The organism is Microcystis sp. CS-574, assembly GCF_028329095.1.
In the GTDB taxonomy this organism is placed as follows: Bacteria; Cyanobacteriota; Cyanobacteriia; order Cyanobacteriales; family Microcystaceae; genus Microcystis; species Microcystis ichthyoblabe_A.
Genome location: NZ_JAQMSY010000188.1, coordinates 1 through 15177 on the forward strand (window position 1 = coordinate 1; position 15177 = coordinate 15177).

Genomic DNA, 15177 nt, shown 5'->3' on the forward strand with positions numbered 1-15177 from the left:
CACCCTACACCCCACACCCTTTGACGATGAACCAAACCATAGTGATCAAAATCGGTACTTCCAGTTTGACCGATAATGAAACCGGCCAATTATCCCTATCCACGATCGCCGCTTTAGTGGAAGTCCTCACCCGGTTGCGCGCTGCCGGTCATCGGGTGGTATTAGTATCTTCCGGGGCCGTGGGGGTGGGCTGCCGTCGTCTGGGAATACAGGAAAGACCGAAAAAAATCGCCCTCAAACAAGCGATCGCCGCCGTCGGTCAAGGTCGTCTGATGCGGATCTATGATGACCTCTTTACCAGTCTTGGTCAACCGATCGCCCAAATTTTGCTCACCCGTCCCGAATTGATGGAACGCACCTGTTATGTCAACGCCTATAATACTTTTCAGGCTTTGTTTGAATTAGGGGTGATTGCCATTGTCAACGAAAATGATACGGTGGCGATCGATGAGTTAAAATTCGGCGATAATGACACTTTATCAGCCCTTGTAGCCAGTTTAATCGAGGCTGACTGGTTATTTATCCTCACCGATGTGGATCGCCTCTACAGTGCCGATCCGCGGCTATTTCCCGAAGCACAGGCTATTGCCCGAGTTAGTCCCGCGCAATTAGCGCAACTATCGATCGATGCCGGTAGTAGTGGCAGTCAGTGGGGGACCGGGGGTATGGCGACTAAATTGGCCGCGGCCAGGATTGCCACAAGCGCCGGGGTAGAAATGGCGATTACTAAGGGAGGGCAGCCCAGCAATATCTTAAAAATTATGGCAGGAGAGGCGATCGGAACCCGTTTTGAAGCCCAAAAACGCAGTGATAACGCCCGCAAACGCTGGATCGCCTACGGACTAATGCCCATGGGTAAAATCTATCTCGATACCGGGGCGATTCAAGCCATTTGTCAGGGGGGAAAATCTCTCCTAGCGGCCGGGATCACCAAAGTGGAGGGGGAATTTAGCGCCTCGGAATCGGTGCAATTGTGCGATCAAGAGGGCCGGGAATTGGCCAGGGGAATTGTTAACTATAGTAGTGAGGAGATCGATCGAGTTAAAGGTCAACATTCCGAGCGTATTGCCAGTTTATTAGGTTATATGGCCGCAGAAACCATCATTCATCGGGATAATCTCGTTATTTTGAGTGCCTCGTCCACCACCTCGACTAATAAGGGATAATTCCCCCACCCAGAGCAAGTCCAGCCAATGCCTTAAATGTAAAGAAATGTCTCAAAAAAACAACAAATTGTTAGACAAGCAAGGGAGTTAGACTAGGGATGTCCCCCGAAGTTCAACCCTGTGAGATTATAAATAAAGCGAAACTCAAAAATGCCTTTATTGCTGTTGGGAGAAACTTAATAATGCGAGACGCGGTAACTAGCCTGATTAGAAAATACGATGTCACCGGACGTTATCTCGATCGAGATGCGATCGATAATCTTAAACAATATTTTGCCTCGGGAACTGCCCGTCTAGCTGCCGCCGCCCTAATTAACGCTAATTCGGCGGCGCTCGTGCGTGGGGCGGCGATTCGTCTATTTGAAGAAGTTCCCGAATTGATCCGCGCCGGGGGTAATGCCTACACCACCCGTCGTTATTCTGCCTGTCTGCGGGATATGGATTACTATCTCCGCTATGCCAGTTATGCGCTGGTGGCTGCTGATACTAATGTTCTAGATGAGCGGGTACTGCAAGGACTACGGGAAACCTATAATTCCCTCGGTGTTCCCATCGGTCCGACGGTGCGCGGTATCCAAATCATGAGCGAAATGATTCAAACCATGGCTCTTGAGGCGGGTATTGCCGACACCTCTTTGATCGCTGAACCCTTTGATCATCTCACTCGCGAACTAAGCGAAGTCTCTATTTAAATTCAGTTATCAGTTATCAGTTATCAGTTTTGTTCGTTCAATCAGTGACTGAGTTTCTTAGTGGATTCTTTTGATGAACAGCGAACAGTTATTGCTATCGAGATGGCGTGATTTGCCGCCAGACAAACAGAGAGAGGTCTTAGATTTTACCGAATTTCTAGCCACACGTCTCTTGTCGTCGCCGGAATCAGAAGCTAGTCCGAACTTGTCCGCATCGCCAGAAAACCCTCAAACTCCCGATCGCCGCTGCCAGTCGATTCCCGCTTTGATCGAGGCAGTCAGACAACGCTATCGGGAATTACCCAATGATGTGGAATGGCTAGACAGTACGGTATTGATTCGCCAAGAGCGAGACGGGCGATGACAACTGCTTTTAGATGCGTTGTCGATGCCGTCGGCGATCGAGCCATTGTTGTAAAATAATCGCCGCCGCTTCCCGATCGATCGCTCCCTTATCCCAAGAGGAAAACTGTTTTTTGGCTTTTAAGAATTCTTCCGCCTCTAGGGACGTGCAACGCTCATCAATGTATTCGAGGGGTAAATCCAAGGCGATCGCTAGTTTTTGGGCGTATTTTTGTACCTGTTTGGCCTGAAATCCTAACTCTCCGGCCATGGTATAGGGCAGTCCCGCCACCAAAATCTTAATATTTCTTTCCTTGACAATTGCCTCAAACTGTGCTACATCGGCAACAAAGGAAGAACGGATAATCGTAGTCAAACCAGTGGCGATTAAACCTGTACCGTCACATCCTGCCACTCCTACCCGTTTTTTGCCGATATCTAAGCCCAGGGCGGCGACCCTTTCCATTACACTGGATGCCCCTGATCCGGGGGTTCTGAGGGGGGTTTAGCGGGGGGAAGTTCTCCCGGACTGTCGAGGGAGTCTAGGGGGGGATTATTGGGCCATTTTAACCAAGACATCCGACTAGGGATGGGAGTTCGTGGCACCGATTGTAAACCCTGGAGCATTTCTGCTAAGGCGGAATTTTCCGGCTTAGTTTCGCGAATTTTGTGCCATACCGAGCGCGACATCATCAGGGTGTGAGAACTGCGGATCGCTCCCAATTGTTCCAGATATTCCCGTCTTTCGTGCTGATAATCGGCAGATATCAACTCTAGCGAGCGAGGGGGATACTTGCGAGTGATCTGGGCCATCTGGATTAATAACTTAGGATAGAGCCAAGTGTAGGCGGGATGGACAATTAATTTCGCTTGATGGGGTCGCTCATCCCGATTAGATAGAATTAATTCAAAATAACCGATCGCCGCTTTTCGTTGCGGTTCAAAAACGTAACCGCGACTAATTTGCGGACCGCCGCACCAAATCTGACAGCGACCGAACAAACTATCAACTAAACTGATTTTAAAATCCTGGATATGGCGATCAAATACCTGACGCAGTAGCGGCGGCATAGACACACAATCTAACTGATAAAGCAATTGAGCGTCAGCATTGCTCACAGGCAGTAAATTCGGTAAATCTGCCTCTTGTTTGCTCAATTCCTGTAATAATTGCGGCGGTAAAGACCAATAGGTTAATTCTGCCAAAGGCTGAAAACCGTGTTGCCGGAAAAGTGCCAAACTGTCCTTTTGATTGATATTAACCTCTAACACCCAGGTGCGGGCTTCCCAAACCGTTTCTAGACAATAACGCAGTAATTGCGCCCCGATGCCCTTGGGTTCGCTTAAAGACTCCCCTGGATGCACCCGCACCTGTTCCACCCGCCAAGTGCTGCGACTACTATTAAAAGGGTTGACTTGGATTGCCCCGCGAATTTTTCCTTCTTCTCCCCGATTGGCCATGGCCTCAGCCACATAGACATGAAAACGGTGTTGGAGAGGATTGGGAAAAAAACTGAGAATTTTAAACAACCCAAACCAAGGCCGCACCTGTTGCACCTGGGTGCGGAAATTTTGGGCGCGACGATCAATATCCTCATCGAAGTCATCCAGGGTTAAAGCTTCAATGTCTTCCAAATCCCGATACTGTACGGGACGGATTGGGCGATCGCTAAAATCGTCCCCTTGGGGAACAGGAGAAGTGGTCATGGCTCTGGGGTAAATATCGTCTATGCACCTATCTTACCGCAGAATCTAGAGGCACTTCCCCACCAATAACAATTTCTGACGGCTCAAGGAGACTGCCACAGAAAGGACACCTCGATGAGCATCTGGGGTTTTTTGGGCCAAATTTCCAATCATGAGAATTCGATGCTACAATAACGGACGGTTAATCAGTCCGAATTTGCAGTAAAAGTCTTTGAGTCAATCTGTAGATACCACTAACACCCTAGACACTCTAGCTCAAGAACTGGCCGCCATTCAGCAGACCGGTTCTAAGCGCGTCGCTTTATTGGGTTCCCGTCACGTTCCCATCACCCACCAGCAATTGATCGAAATGATGGCCTATGCCCTCGTGCTGGCGGGCAATCGGATTATGACCTCCGGGGCGACGGGAACCAATTCCGCCGTCATTAAGGGGGCAATGCGGGCAGATCCTAATCTGTTAACCGTGATCTTACCCCAAAGTCTCGATCGCCAGCCCCTGGAATCCCAAGAACAACTTCAGCAGGTTATCCATCTGGTGGAATGTCCCGAAAATGACCATCTATCCCTAGGGGAAGCCAGCAGCCTCTGTAATCGGGAGATTATCAATCGTTGTCAACAGTTAATCTGTTTTGCTTTCCACGACAGTCAAACCCTTTTGCAAACCTGCGCGGAAGCGGAAGATCAACGCAAGCTGGTTACCCTATTTTATTTTGACTAAATTCAGCGATGAATCTCTCCGTCAGTGCCATTCTTCTCTATTCGATCGTGGCTGCCGCTGTCTCTGTATATCTACCTTTTCTGCTGGTGGCTTACGCTAGAGCTAAGGTGGGTTACAATACCTCCGCTCCCCGGGCCATGTTCGACCAACTCCCAGACTACGCTAAACGAGCAACTTGGGCCCATCAAAATGGTTTTGAAACCTTTATGATCTATAGTGCCGCCGCTCTCATGGCCTACGTTACAGGAGTCTCCTCATCCCTAGCTGCTAACTGTGCGATCGCTTTTGTGATCCTCCGGCTTCTATTTTCCCTTTTTTATATCACTAATATCCCGATCGCTCGTTCCCTGATGTTCGGTCTTGGTTCTCTCTGTACTTATACTCTCTTTGGGTTAAGTTTAATCAAGATTCAGTAGAATTACCCAAACCAGATGCAGGAGAGTCGAAAAACGCTATAGTTCGGGAGCGGTAAAGAATTTGCTTAACCCAAACTATAGTTAATTGTGTTACTGATAAACCGGTAATTTGGGATTATCCACTGATAACAAACCGGTTAAAAGTGAGGCGGGTTTTTGACTATAGGGCCAGGCAAAAGCATGGCGAAAAGCCGCATCTTGACAAGCTTGTAATTGTCGGAAATCGATCACATCTAGGGTGAGTAAATTCTCGTACTCGAAGGGCAGCCGGACATTGTGTAAACCAGCATTATCGGTACAGATAGCAATATCAACCCCCGCTTCAAAACAGCGATCGAAGACTATCTTTAATTGCGATAAACTTTCGAGGGTGCCAGTTTTTAAATAGGTGGTGGGACAGACTTCTAAACATTGATGACGACGGGCAACTTCCGGCAGCAATTCTGGGTATTGTAGGGGAATTTGAATACCGTGACCAATTCTTTGCAGATAGGGCAGTAATTGGGGATAACAACCGTTCTTTGTTTCATAAAGATGGCCGGTGGTATTTAAACCGTTTTCCCTAGCATAACTGTATAAACCAGCAAATTCCTCTAGTCGAGTTTGGTAGTACGAATCACCCCCCGCAATATCGATCGCACAGACGTATTCTCTCATCCCTAGGGCCAGATCAACGATCGCTTTGTTGACTTCGTAGGGAAGTCGCGAGTGCATACAGAGAATTTGACTGGTAATAATCGGATATTCGCTCATTTTCGAGGCTTGACCAACGATCTCGACAATTGATCGCATTTGCTCGATTCGCTCTGTCTGGTTCAAATATTCGTCGGTGCGATAGTAGGGAGTATAGCGCAATTCTAAATAGGCAAGATTCTCGAAGATATAAGCACCGCGAATCAGACGATAGATAAAATAGGGCAAAGTTTGGGCGGTTTGGACACTTTCGACAAGGGTGTGTAATTCTAAATACTCATCTAAACTATTGCGTTCGCGGGTGTAAAATTCCTCAAAAGCGGGATATTCTGGGAATTTATCCGCTAAATCCCGCTCATGTCTGTGAAAGTAGCGCCAGAGAATTCTTGGTACTACCGATCCCCCTAAATGCCGATGCAAATCCGCGTATAAAGCCACAACTCCGCTGCTCCTTAGTCTCTCAAATGTTCCTTAAATATAACGAAGTTTTACAATTGTTTGACAATTGCTCGCAAATAGTATCAGTACCTAGTCGGTGAACAGTGTGGGGTGTGGGGTGTGGGGTGTAGGGTGTGGGGTGTGGGGAGTTTTCTCAGTGAACTGATAACTGATAACTGATCACTGCTTAATGATTTGATAGCATGGAGGAAAACCTATAGAGGGTAAAGCGGTATGAGTAACTATAAAGATTCTTCTTCCATGCGCTATTTCTTGGCAGGATTAAAACCCTTTGCCCAACCTTTATTTTGGCTGCCCCTAGGAATATTTTCCTTAGCTCTCATTGCTTTCTCGATATATCAACAGAATCCTGAATGGTTGGGTTCGGTATTCGATACCCCAGGAAAGTCCTTGGAGGAACGCGAAATCGAGAGCAACAAGATTACCGATACTCCTCTCCCCACTGCCGTACCACTGCCGGCCATTCCTGCCAATAATAATACCGCTCGCCCGGGGAGACCAGCCTCGACGCAGCCTTTTGATCCTTTAAATACTAATCCCAATGACAACCAGAAACCCTCTTTATTCGCTCCGTTAATGCCGCCAGTCAAGCCAAATCCAGTACCGAATGCTAGTAAAGGTCTGCAACCGATTCAAGTGCAACCGATTAGTGGCAACACTAGCAATTATCCTTTACAGAGAGAAATCGAAAATCGCTCGCGGACTGCTAACTTGAATAATTATTCTAATCTCAACCCTGGGGGCAACCCGAATCAAGTCGCCCCCCAGGGAAATTATTCCCCTTATCAACAAAATGTTCGGACCCTACCCTCCTGGAATAATGCCAACCCTAACCCGGTCCCTGGCTCTAGCAACCAATCCAACTATTATCAACCCCCCATATATCAGACCCCCGTTTACGGCAATCAACCCAACGTCACTGGTTATCCCAATCAGGGAATACCGCCCAACAATAATGGCATCCCCAATCAAGTTCCCCCTCAAAGTATTAACCGGGGTTTCTCCATCCAACAACCCATTAATACCCGGTCTTCTGGTTACTAGAGGAACTTAGCTATAAGCTTGCAGGAAGTCTAATAAAATCGGATTAACTATTTCTGGGGCCTCGTCCTGGGGACAGTGGCCTAAGCCAGCTAAGGGGATAAACTTTTTTACTGTCGGGAATCGTGCTAATTCTTGGCCCAAGGGCAAGGGTTCCCAGGGATCCTCGCTACCCCAAAGCAGAATAGCCCGACAGGGGAGAATCGGCAGTAGATCTTCCGGGAGTGGGCCACCAGAATAACCAGTAAAAGCGAGGAAAACCTCGATCGCTCCTGGATCTCTGGCGGGTTTTAAGATTATTTCCACTAATTCCTCCGTTACAGCTTCTGATCGCCGATAAGCTTGCAGGAGAATTTTACGCACTGTCTGGGGTTTAGCGATCTGTTGGAAGAAAAAAGCCCCAATTGCTTTATTTTTGAGAATTATTTGGGCAAAATCTGCTCCTAAACGACGATACCAGGGTAATTCCCCCCGTTTTCTTTCGTGCAGTAGTCTGAGGGAACAATTAATCGCCGCCACCCCAAGGACAAAATCGGGATGATCCACGGCAGCCTGCATAATGGCGATGCAACCGATGGAATTCCCCGCCAAAAAAGCAGCACCCCCCACCACTTCCCGACAAAAATCGGCAATTTGCGCCCCCCAAGTCTCGAAAGTGTAATCGATCTCGTTTTTCGGTTCGGGTTTGTCGGAACCGCCAAAACCAATTAAATCTAGGGCAAAACAGCGACATTTTTCGCCTAAAACGGGGATATTTTTCCGCCAATGTCCCCAAGATGCCCCAAATCCATGCACAAGCACGATCGCTGGTCCTGTCTCCCCCGCACTTTGATAGGTGATTTTGAATCCCCGCCAATGCCAGATTTTTGGTTGTGTCTCTAATCCTAGAATTTGCTGCATACTTTGTTGTGTCTGTAAAGTATTTGTTGCTTTTCTTAATATATACTGTCAGGTTAAGTGGCGGCTTGGCTGGTGGTCTGGGGATGAGGTTTAAAGACTGATCGGGTTCCAATTATTTTTATTAATAAATATTTTACACACTTGATACTGGGTAAGCAAGAGGCTACGGCACTACTAACAGATCATTTCCTCTAAAAAAATGGAGAATCACGTTTTTATCCATGACTACAATGCACAGTAAAGCAAAGGATTAAGCCTCCATCACTACTACCGAATCACCACCCATCAAGAGTAAGAATGATTCTGTATTCTGTGCTACCGTTTGAATTGGGAATTACTGTCTAGAATTTGGTATCGACGACTGGCGACTGGCTCCCCAAAACGAAAACTTTATACCTCGCCCTTGAGATGACTGTTATAAGTTGTGTTGAGAAATGTGTAGAGTTGGAGCAAATCCTTGACGGGAACCTAAGGTCTTGTGATAACTTGTATAGGAGTTATCGACAAGACCCCATCAGCTAGACAGACCCTTCCAGTTTCTCTATGTTTCATCCTAACCAATCGGAAACCCGCGAAGATATCCGTGAGTATGTGGCTCAACTACAACTTCACATGGCTTTACAAGCTCGTAATCTCGTGCCTAGTCTGACTAATACTAGAGATAGTCGCGAGAAACTGCTGCAGGATACCCAGGCGACTATTGAAAAAATCGTTTCTCGTCATTTCTAGTTGACCGATTTTAGCATAGTCACTTGAGCCACAGGACAGGCAATACAGGTGTCAAAATTGCCACTGCGGAGGCTGTCACTAATCTCGATGTCTCCGCTTCTGCAAGAGCAAGAATTGTCTCTGTCCATCAGTAGGCATTTACCTTGTCGTGACAGCAAAGATAAGACCACCAGTTCTTTCGGTTATCTATACTTTAGATGGTCATAATCTGAGATTTATTAAACTTCTGAAATCGTAGAGTGAGCAAGGAATCCAATTCATTTTTATGTTTCAAATAGGCATCATTCAGACATCCATAAATATACTTTGCACGGCTACAACTTGCATTTTTTACAAAGACAATAATATATAGCAAACCTAAAGGAGTTGTGAAAAGGCATCAAATCTTTTCAAGTTAGGAAATTTGAAAAGATTATATTTGGCAAAAAATTCAAATAAAAGATTAACAATCTTAAAGTTTTTGCCGAATTGATTAAACGCTCTATTTGTCTTTCTCTTTCATTTTGATTGGTTTCTAATTGCTTTTTTTCTTTCATTTCTTGATAAAACTTTTCTATTTTACCATAGCAAGCTCTATTTACCCCTCAAATGGAATTGCTATAGTCTTATCCAGCTACAATACGCTTAAATTCTATAGGGGAGGAAAAGCGCAGGATTTTCCCATGTATCGCCTTTCCTCCCGAAAGATTTCAATTGTACGCTCGATCGCTGGTTAAATGCAAGGCGTTTAAATAATAGACCTCCTGCATGATTAAAAAGTCAGTTAATTTCAGGGCAGAAATCAGCCTATTCCCTGACTTCCGCCAGAATTCTCCCGGACAAAGCTCTAACCCTTAAAATCCTAACGTTTTAAAGGATAAATACCCGGTGGCAACCAAAATCCTTCTGTGTAGCCATTCTCCCATTGTATATAAACATGATCGAAGAAATCGAGGTTTTCAGCATGAAGGTCTTTAATTTGCCATTTAGGCCCGTTTATTCCGGTTTCGTGTTTGCCCTGTTGATCATCCCAATCATTCTCTGGGTTAGGAAACTCGGTACGTTTTTCTCCATCTTTGGTAATGAAATAAATGTGATACGATTGATCCTGATTATTTCGAGGCGCTCTTGCTCCAATTGCCCCACGAGGTGCTAGGTAATCTTTTTTCAAAAAGTAGAGAAAACCGAGACGACGCAGTTTTGTCTCAACGCCTGTAACTCGAATATTCTGAGTTGAAAAGGGATCTTTAAACAGGGCTTTGACAGTGGCTAATCCTAACTTTTCAGCCAGATATTTCATCACACAGGAGGCAGAATAAGCGCAGGGATATTTAGCAATAGATGTCTCTGGGTCCTGTTTAACTAATTCCTTTAGTTTGTTTCGACCTTCCTCCGTTGCTTCCATAAAGGTTGTTTTTGACTGAAGAATGGGTAGGATTCCTTGTTCAAATAACCGGCATCCTTCGGCATCAGTTAACTTGTGGTCTGTCGGCAGAGACTGGGTGTGTTCAAGTTTTTTGTAAGCATCTAAAACCAGACCCCCATAAATAGTTTTAGTATAATCTGAGGAATCTGCCACATAAATTATAATGCTGGTTTCTTCTTCATGATTAGCTTGATCATAGCCAAAGGCAGTAATTTTGCGCTTCCCAAGATTCGTGAATCCTGAATAAGTAATCGACCAAGAACCGTCTGCTTTAACCTGATTATTGCCTAGGGAATATTTGTCATCTGCTTTGAGTTCTACAGTGACTATTCCAGAATTTACTTTGCCTGTAAAAGTAACAGGTTTTAGACATTCAAAGCGAGCATCGTTGATGGGACTAATAATTTGTAAGGAAGTCATGGCATTTCTCCTATGGGATTGTTGAAAAATTTACTGTTAGACGAATTGATCACCCAATGAAGGATTAAAAGCGATCGCTTCCAGATCAGTACGATAGATACCAACTTTATGAATTTCCTCTGGTAATCTTGGCCAGATGTGGACTTCACTCTCAAAAGTGCGCCAAAATTGCGGGGTAATTCGGAAGACTCGGTGATTAACAAGGGGAAGTCGCGTAAAATGTTCCTGCATTCTGGCATTAACGTGCCGATTTAAGACCTCAAAGACTTTTTTGACCGTAGCAGGATTATCATATCCGTCGTAATGATTGAAAGTGATTCCTGTTTGATTTTTTAGCTGATTACAGAAGCTTTTAGGTTCTTCGAGTCGTTGAACTTCTTTATAGCCATTAGCAAAAACATCATGAGCAATGGCTTCTAAATAAAGTTGTCTTTGAGCGGCGGGATTTTTAGCGTAGAAAAGAATTTTTGCCACCGCCAAAGTTGAGCCAACACAATTGCCAAATGTTCCCCAACTACCGAAGGCCAATAAATCATCATAAGGTAACACAGAAGTGGCATTCCAAGCCCCATTAAAAAGTCGGCCATCAATGATGACTAATTTAGCGCGTTGCTCGGAAGAATAGTTCTTATATTGAGCCAGAAATTGCTCGTCTAACTGGGCTTGTTCCTGGTCGTCTTTCTGATAATCATCAATACTACCATTTTGACGACGAGTTAGGATAGCGACCTCGAAATCCCAGTCAGTTTCTGATTCTTCTAACCCAACTGCTGGTAATTTTTCAGTCACAAGTTCTCTGGGTGGTCGTCGCCCGTCGTACCACATTTCAGTCTCTTTATTAGAGATGCGGACACGCACTTTAGTTTTAGGAAGAGTTTGAGCGATTCCCATTGCTACTAATTCATCTGCTCCCCAAGTAATTGGCTGTTTGAGAGCCGAGAGATTATACTTATCCAGAAGATTGTATAATCTTGTTTGCATTGTTTCTCGCACATCTTTGGATGAATGTTTTTGAGAATCTCCCATCGCACAAACGACAGCTGAGATTTTTCGATTCATCGACTGTAATAGACGGATAGATTGTTCGAGTCTCCACAACTCTTTGTCGTGTCTTTCTTTTGCCCAATCTGGATAAGGAGTTGGAGCCGGTTGAGGAGGACCGACACCAACAAAAGATTGGACGATGACCGCTTTTTCAAATTGAGAAATAGTGGGGAGATAATCTTCGGGATATTGTAGCAATCGTTCTGCAATAATGAACGCTGTATCCTTGACCCGAAGCAGTGTAATCAGTTGTCTGACTAAAGAATCTGTTTGTCTTCTTGGACTAAGAACGTACACAGGACAAATTCTTTCTGAACGGTTGTCTTGTCCATTAGGGGGAATCCCCACTCCATCTCCATCTTGTTCTGTTGGTCGATGATACACCTTAAATTGAGACTGCTTAATATCTTGCAATATCTTGGCCACAGGGTCATTACTTTTAATTTCGACATGGGGCATATAAGCGAACCATTTCGTCATCTGATTAACAGGAGTTGTTAATTCTAATTCCCAGTGATTATTGTTCGCAGATTTGTAATTATTAATCTCAATTTTATCTCCTGCTGTCAAGGAAAATTTTTGAGTAAGATCAGTAATCTGACTGCTATCTAGGGTAGATTGTTTGATAACAGTATTGACTAGAGCTTTCAGTTTTTGGGTAGTCATCATTGATTCTCCTTTTTTTCAATATCAGAGGATTATCTAAGTCTCAAAACTAGCAAAATTTGAGGACATAACCCTAATTAGGGACAGTAAATTGCATAAACTTGGCAGGTATTGCACACTGATTTCCAGAATCCCCACTATTGCCATCAATCAAAATATAGGCTGTTCCATCAACGATCGCTAATCCTTCTGATGACTGGGGTAATTCTCGAAGGATTTCAGGTTTAAGAATCGTATTGGGTTTGAGATCCTCAGCCGATAGTTTCCAAAAAACGAAATTATCTTGACCATCTTTCGGCCCGCCAGCAATTCCCCAAATCTGGTTATTATCAAAGGTAATTTCTCTGATTCCCCGTCCCCCTAAATCTAGAAGTGTTGCACCATCGAATTGATAGTTATCCAGATTAGCCATTGATAGTAAAACAGCATAATTCTTAGCGTCTAATGTGACAACGGGAGAACGTAAGCCAATCCAAATCTTGAATTTTTCGAGGGATAAAGGCTCAGGAATGGCTACTGCTCCTTCCGCATTAAAAGCATTGGCTTGTTCACACGCCACTTTATCTCCTAATGATTGATTAGCCTTGGTTTCCGCCTCATCAATAGCACGACTCACGGCACTGATAATCTTGTTAGAATTCACATCTAGACCTTGAAAGAGAACTTGAGAATCGATTTGAGGACTTTGGATCAGTTCACCAATAATTTTTAATTGATTTCCCGACAATTGAGCCTGTACAAACCGTTGTCTATTTGCTTTGATCTCACATTTATTGTTACGACTGTGAGAACCGAAGAGAAGAACTTTATTATCATCTAATTTTGCGATCGCTTCAATGTCACTTATTTTTTTCTCTAAGGCTAACTGACTTTGACGAGTTGAGTCTAATTGCTTAGAACTCACAGAATAGAGAAAGAGAGCGTCTTTTTGTTCATTATCTGCTACTAAAAGGCAATTTCCTTCTGATTCTGGACAGGTTACTTTTACGACAGCAGATGGTTCACAGACAGGATATTTTCCCAGTGTTGATACATTGTCAGCCTTAATATGAGCCATCGGGAAAAGCCAACCGAGAAGAAGAGCCAAACTAAGTGCTGATAATAGCTTGAAAAGGTGGGTAATTTTCATAGAAACAGTCCTTAAATTATGAAACACTCGATCGGGGGAAGCTTAATTCAGGAAAATAGTAATAACTCCCCTCATATTTATGTTGACAATTTTAGGTCAATGCGGTGTAAATTTCCTCCGATATTTCGGTATCTTTATAGTATTCAAAGTTAATTTCTTGGACTGTTTCTGTCATGGTGAATAGAACATCTTCAATCTCACGAATCAAGGTTTCTAAATTCGTTTTTTGGATTAATTCCTCAGCAATAACATGACCGAGAAGTGCCATCACTTTAATCGTCACAGGTAAGACATATTCATAGGTATCTTTGAATCCCGTCATTAATTCCTGATCAAATCGTTCTTCGTCCCAGTGGGAATATGCTGTTCCTGGACCATAATCGGTTTCAACAAACATATATTGTAGTTCGGGAATCTTCTTGATTGTTTCGGGTTTAAAAGCACCCGTATTTTGATAAAACAAATTCATCCATTGATCCCAACCAAATCCTAATGTATGTCCAATTTCGTGAATAATTGTGCCAGCAATACCATAATTAGTAAACGTTCCAAGATACTTAGTATTAAACTCAATCTTGCCATAGACGGTATTGCCTTGTTGATAAGGTTTATAGGCTCTAGCAATCACAGAACCAGGACTATAAAATGTTCCTAGTCGGATCACAATATTAGACTGAGGAATGACAAAACGATTCCAAAAGTTACAGGCTAATTTAGCGGTTGCTTTCAGCTTCCCATTGTCATCGTTTAAGATTTGGTAAGTAATCACCGTGCTTCGGTTAATATTTGGGCGAATGATATTGACATGAGGACTATAAGCAAACCAGATGACTGAACCATTGACAGGGGAAGATAAAAGCAATTTCCAATGATTATGATCCACCCTGTCATACTGTTGAATCTCAAGTTTCGATCCAGCTAATAAAGTAAATTTTTGTCTTGGATCGGTTATCTGTGTACTATCAATGGGGTATTTTTTAATGACAGTATTTACCAATGCTTCGATAGCTTGAGTCGTCATAAACTTTTCTTCTCCATTGCCAATAAAATCATTTGAGCGCACAATAGTATAAGGTTTATCGGGATAAAAATTGTGGTCTTTATCCATCTCTCCCCGCACATAAGGAGCAAGGGGTGCAACAGCTTCTATGTCACGATGAAAGGTCAGAGTTTCTAATTCAACCCATCCACAATTGCTATTTACTCCTTCAGGTTTAGAGATAGCTGTACCAAGAATTTCAGAGACGGGAAAAAAAGGTTTTTCTCCACCGATTATTCCTTTGATATAAGCTCCTTTAGGGATGCGTGCTACCATGTCTCCATGAAGGCTTAAATCATCGAGTTCTAGCCATCCAGGGATGCCTTGGTTAGGATTGAGTTCTTCAGGGATTGACATCATAATTAAGTCCTCAAATAAGTGATCATAATTATTAAAACTAGGAGGGGATTAGATTGATTTTGCCCTACCTAACAAAAAGTTTAAGTTTCCTTGACTTCTGCGTATTCTTCAAAGACAAAATGAATATCTTGATTGCCTTGACTTTTATCTGGCTATTTCAGCCAATAGTTCCGCTATTTTTGGTAATCAAGTTAAGTCAATACAGATAATATTTTATCTGTGATTGCTTAACTTGACGTGAATGGACAAGG

15 protein-coding genes and 2 pseudogenes are annotated in these 15177 nt (G+C 43.8%); 7 read left to right on the forward strand and 10 right to left on the reverse strand.

All coding sequences use genetic code 11. The features are described from left to right. The first annotated feature begins 26 nt into the window (after positions 1 to 26). The 3 genes from proB to PN470_RS15000 all read left to right on the forward strand — a co-directional run bounded on the left by proB (position 27) and on the right by PN470_RS15000 (position 2222). Positions 27 to 1166 carry a glutamate 5-kinase gene (proB, locus tag PN470_RS14990; protein ID WP_271936618.1) on the forward strand — a complete coding sequence of 380 codons (1140 nt, stop codon included), beginning with the start codon at positions 27 to 29 and terminating at the stop codon, positions 1164 to 1166. Between the two features lie 98 nt (positions 1167 to 1264). Further along, positions 1265 to 1858 (forward strand): allophycocyanin subunit beta, encoded by a 594-nt coding sequence (gene apcB / locus PN470_RS14995; protein WP_002753654.1) that lies wholly within the window; start codon positions 1265 to 1267, stop codon positions 1856 to 1858. Between the two features lie 73 nt (positions 1859 to 1931). Then, complete coding sequence (locus tag PN470_RS15000; RefSeq protein ID WP_002733243.1) at positions 1932 to 2222, forward strand: hypothetical protein; 291 nt, start codon at positions 1932 to 1934, stop codon at positions 2220 to 2222. Between the two features lie 9 nt (positions 2223 to 2231). On the opposite strand, the gene ruvX is transcribed toward PN470_RS15000, so the two are convergent. Together ruvX and PN470_RS15010 are read right to left on the reverse strand one after the other, a co-directional pair. Next, positions 2232 to 2666 (reverse strand): Holliday junction resolvase RuvX, encoded by a 435-nt coding sequence (ruvX, locus tag PN470_RS15005; protein WP_103112207.1) that lies wholly within the window; start codon positions 2664 to 2666, stop codon positions 2232 to 2234. After that, positions 2666 to 3907: a GNAT family N-acetyltransferase gene (locus tag PN470_RS15010; protein WP_272104749.1), complete on the reverse strand. Its 1242-nt coding sequence runs from the start codon at positions 3905 to 3907 to the stop codon at positions 2666 to 2668. The genes ruvX and PN470_RS15010 overlap by 1 nt, the downstream gene beginning before the upstream one ends. Positions 3908 to 4118: 211 nt before the next feature. Here PN470_RS15010 and PN470_RS15015 point away from each other — a divergent pair, with 211 nt between their 5' ends. Both PN470_RS15015 and PN470_RS15020 read left to right on the forward strand, forming a co-directional pair. Then, a complete protein-coding gene (locus tag PN470_RS15015) occupies positions 4119 to 4625 on the forward strand; it encodes a hypothetical protein (protein WP_002741066.1) in 507 nt (168 codons plus the stop codon). Between the two features lie 8 nt (positions 4626 to 4633). Continuing rightward, entirely contained in the window at positions 4634 to 5041 is a 408-nt protein-coding gene (locus PN470_RS15020; RefSeq protein ID WP_002774974.1) for an MAPEG family protein, read from the forward strand. A gap of 90 nt (positions 5042 to 5131) precedes the next feature. Here PN470_RS15020 and PN470_RS15025 read toward each other — a convergent pair whose 3' ends face one another. Then, positions 5132 to 6172 (reverse strand): adenosine deaminase, encoded by a 1041-nt coding sequence (locus PN470_RS15025; RefSeq protein WP_002753648.1) that lies wholly within the window; start codon positions 6170 to 6172, stop codon positions 5132 to 5134. 234 nt (positions 6173 to 6406) lie between these two features. Here PN470_RS15025 and PN470_RS15030 point away from each other — a divergent pair, with 234 nt between their 5' ends. Further along, a complete protein-coding gene (locus tag PN470_RS15030; RefSeq protein WP_103112209.1) occupies positions 6407 to 7237 on the forward strand; it encodes a hypothetical protein in 831 nt (276 codons plus the stop codon). A 6-nt stretch (positions 7238 to 7243) separates the two neighbouring features. Here PN470_RS15030 and PN470_RS15035 read toward each other — a convergent pair whose 3' ends face one another. After that, positions 7244 to 8134 (reverse strand): alpha/beta fold hydrolase, encoded by an 891-nt coding sequence (locus tag PN470_RS15035; RefSeq protein WP_002774966.1) that lies wholly within the window; start codon positions 8132 to 8134, stop codon positions 7244 to 7246. A 543-nt stretch (positions 8135 to 8677) separates the two neighbouring features. Between PN470_RS15035 and PN470_RS15040 the strand changes: the two genes are divergently transcribed. Then, on the forward strand, positions 8678 to 8863 hold the full coding sequence (locus PN470_RS15040) for a hypothetical protein (RefSeq protein WP_002731861.1): 186 nt from the start codon (positions 8678 to 8680) through the stop codon (positions 8861 to 8863). Between the two features lie 193 nt (positions 8864 to 9056). On the opposite strand, the pseudogene PN470_RS15045 reads toward PN470_RS15040, so the two are convergent. The 6 genes and pseudogenes from PN470_RS15045 to PN470_RS15070 form a co-directional block, all read right to left on the reverse strand. Next, positions 9057 to 9164 (reverse strand): annotated as a pseudogene (locus PN470_RS15045) (IS630 family transposase); the annotation flags it as partial. A 56-nt stretch (positions 9165 to 9220) separates the two neighbouring features. After that, positions 9221 to 9346, reverse strand: a pseudogene (locus PN470_RS15050) (IS630 family transposase); the annotation flags it as partial. Positions 9347 to 9704: 358 nt separating this feature from the next. After that, positions 9705 to 10688 (reverse strand): hypothetical protein, encoded by a 984-nt coding sequence (locus tag PN470_RS15055; RefSeq protein WP_271936609.1) that lies wholly within the window; start codon positions 10686 to 10688, stop codon positions 9705 to 9707. A 36-nt stretch (positions 10689 to 10724) separates the two neighbouring features. Then, complete coding sequence (locus PN470_RS15060; protein ID WP_272104750.1) at positions 10725 to 12401, reverse strand: DUF4127 family protein; 1677 nt, start codon at positions 12399 to 12401, stop codon at positions 10725 to 10727. A gap of 70 nt (positions 12402 to 12471) precedes the next feature. Continuing rightward, positions 12472 to 13527, reverse strand: a complete 1056-nt coding sequence (locus PN470_RS15065; protein ID WP_271936605.1) for a DUF3616 domain-containing protein — start codon at positions 13525 to 13527, stop codon at positions 12472 to 12474. A 91-nt stretch (positions 13528 to 13618) separates the two neighbouring features. Beyond that, entirely contained in the window at positions 13619 to 14926 is a 1308-nt protein-coding gene (locus PN470_RS15070; RefSeq protein ID WP_002753630.1) for a leishmanolysin-related zinc metalloendopeptidase, read from the reverse strand. Between the last annotated feature and the right edge of the window lie 251 nt (positions 14927 to 15177).

Excerpts from the sequence above, each read along its gene's own strand:
- PN470_RS15035 (WP_002774966.1), bottom strand. The coding sequence starts at position 8,134 with ATGCAGCAAATTCTAGGATTAGAGACACAACCAAAAATCTGGCATTGG.
- PN470_RS15070 (WP_002753630.1), bottom strand. The coding sequence starts at position 14,926 with ATGATGTCAATCCCTGAAGAACTCAATCCTAACCAAGGCATCCCTGGA.
- PN470_RS15065 (WP_271936605.1), bottom strand. The coding sequence starts at position 13,527 with ATGAAAATTACCCACCTTTTCAAGCTATTATCAGCACTTAGTTTGGCT.
- PN470_RS15055 (WP_271936609.1), bottom strand. The coding sequence starts at position 10,688 with ATGACTTCCTTACAAATTATTAGTCCCATCAACGATGCTCGCTTTGAA.
- PN470_RS15000 (WP_002733243.1), top strand. The coding sequence starts at position 1,932 with ATGAACAGCGAACAGTTATTGCTATCGAGATGGCGTGATTTGCCGCCA.
- PN470_RS15040 (WP_002731861.1), top strand. The coding sequence starts at position 8,678 with ATGTTTCATCCTAACCAATCGGAAACCCGCGAAGATATCCGTGAGTAT.
- PN470_RS15060 (WP_272104750.1), bottom strand. The coding sequence starts at position 12,401 with ATGATGACTACCCAAAAACTGAAAGCTCTAGTCAATACTGTTATCAAA.
- proB (WP_271936618.1), top strand. The coding sequence starts at position 27 with ATGAACCAAACCATAGTGATCAAAATCGGTACTTCCAGTTTGACCGAT.
- PN470_RS15010 (WP_272104749.1), bottom strand. The coding sequence starts at position 3,907 with ATGACCACTTCTCCTGTTCCCCAAGGGGACGATTTTAGCGATCGCCCA.
- PN470_RS15020 (WP_002774974.1), top strand. The coding sequence starts at position 4,634 with ATGAATCTCTCCGTCAGTGCCATTCTTCTCTATTCGATCGTGGCTGCC.
- PN470_RS15030 (WP_103112209.1), top strand. The coding sequence starts at position 6,407 with ATGAGTAACTATAAAGATTCTTCTTCCATGCGCTATTTCTTGGCAGGA.
- apcB (WP_002753654.1), top strand. The coding sequence starts at position 1,265 with ATGTCCCCCGAAGTTCAACCCTGTGAGATTATAAATAAAGCGAAACTC.
- ruvX (WP_103112207.1), bottom strand. The coding sequence starts at position 2,666 with ATGGAAAGGGTCGCCGCCCTGGGCTTAGATATCGGCAAAAAACGGGTA.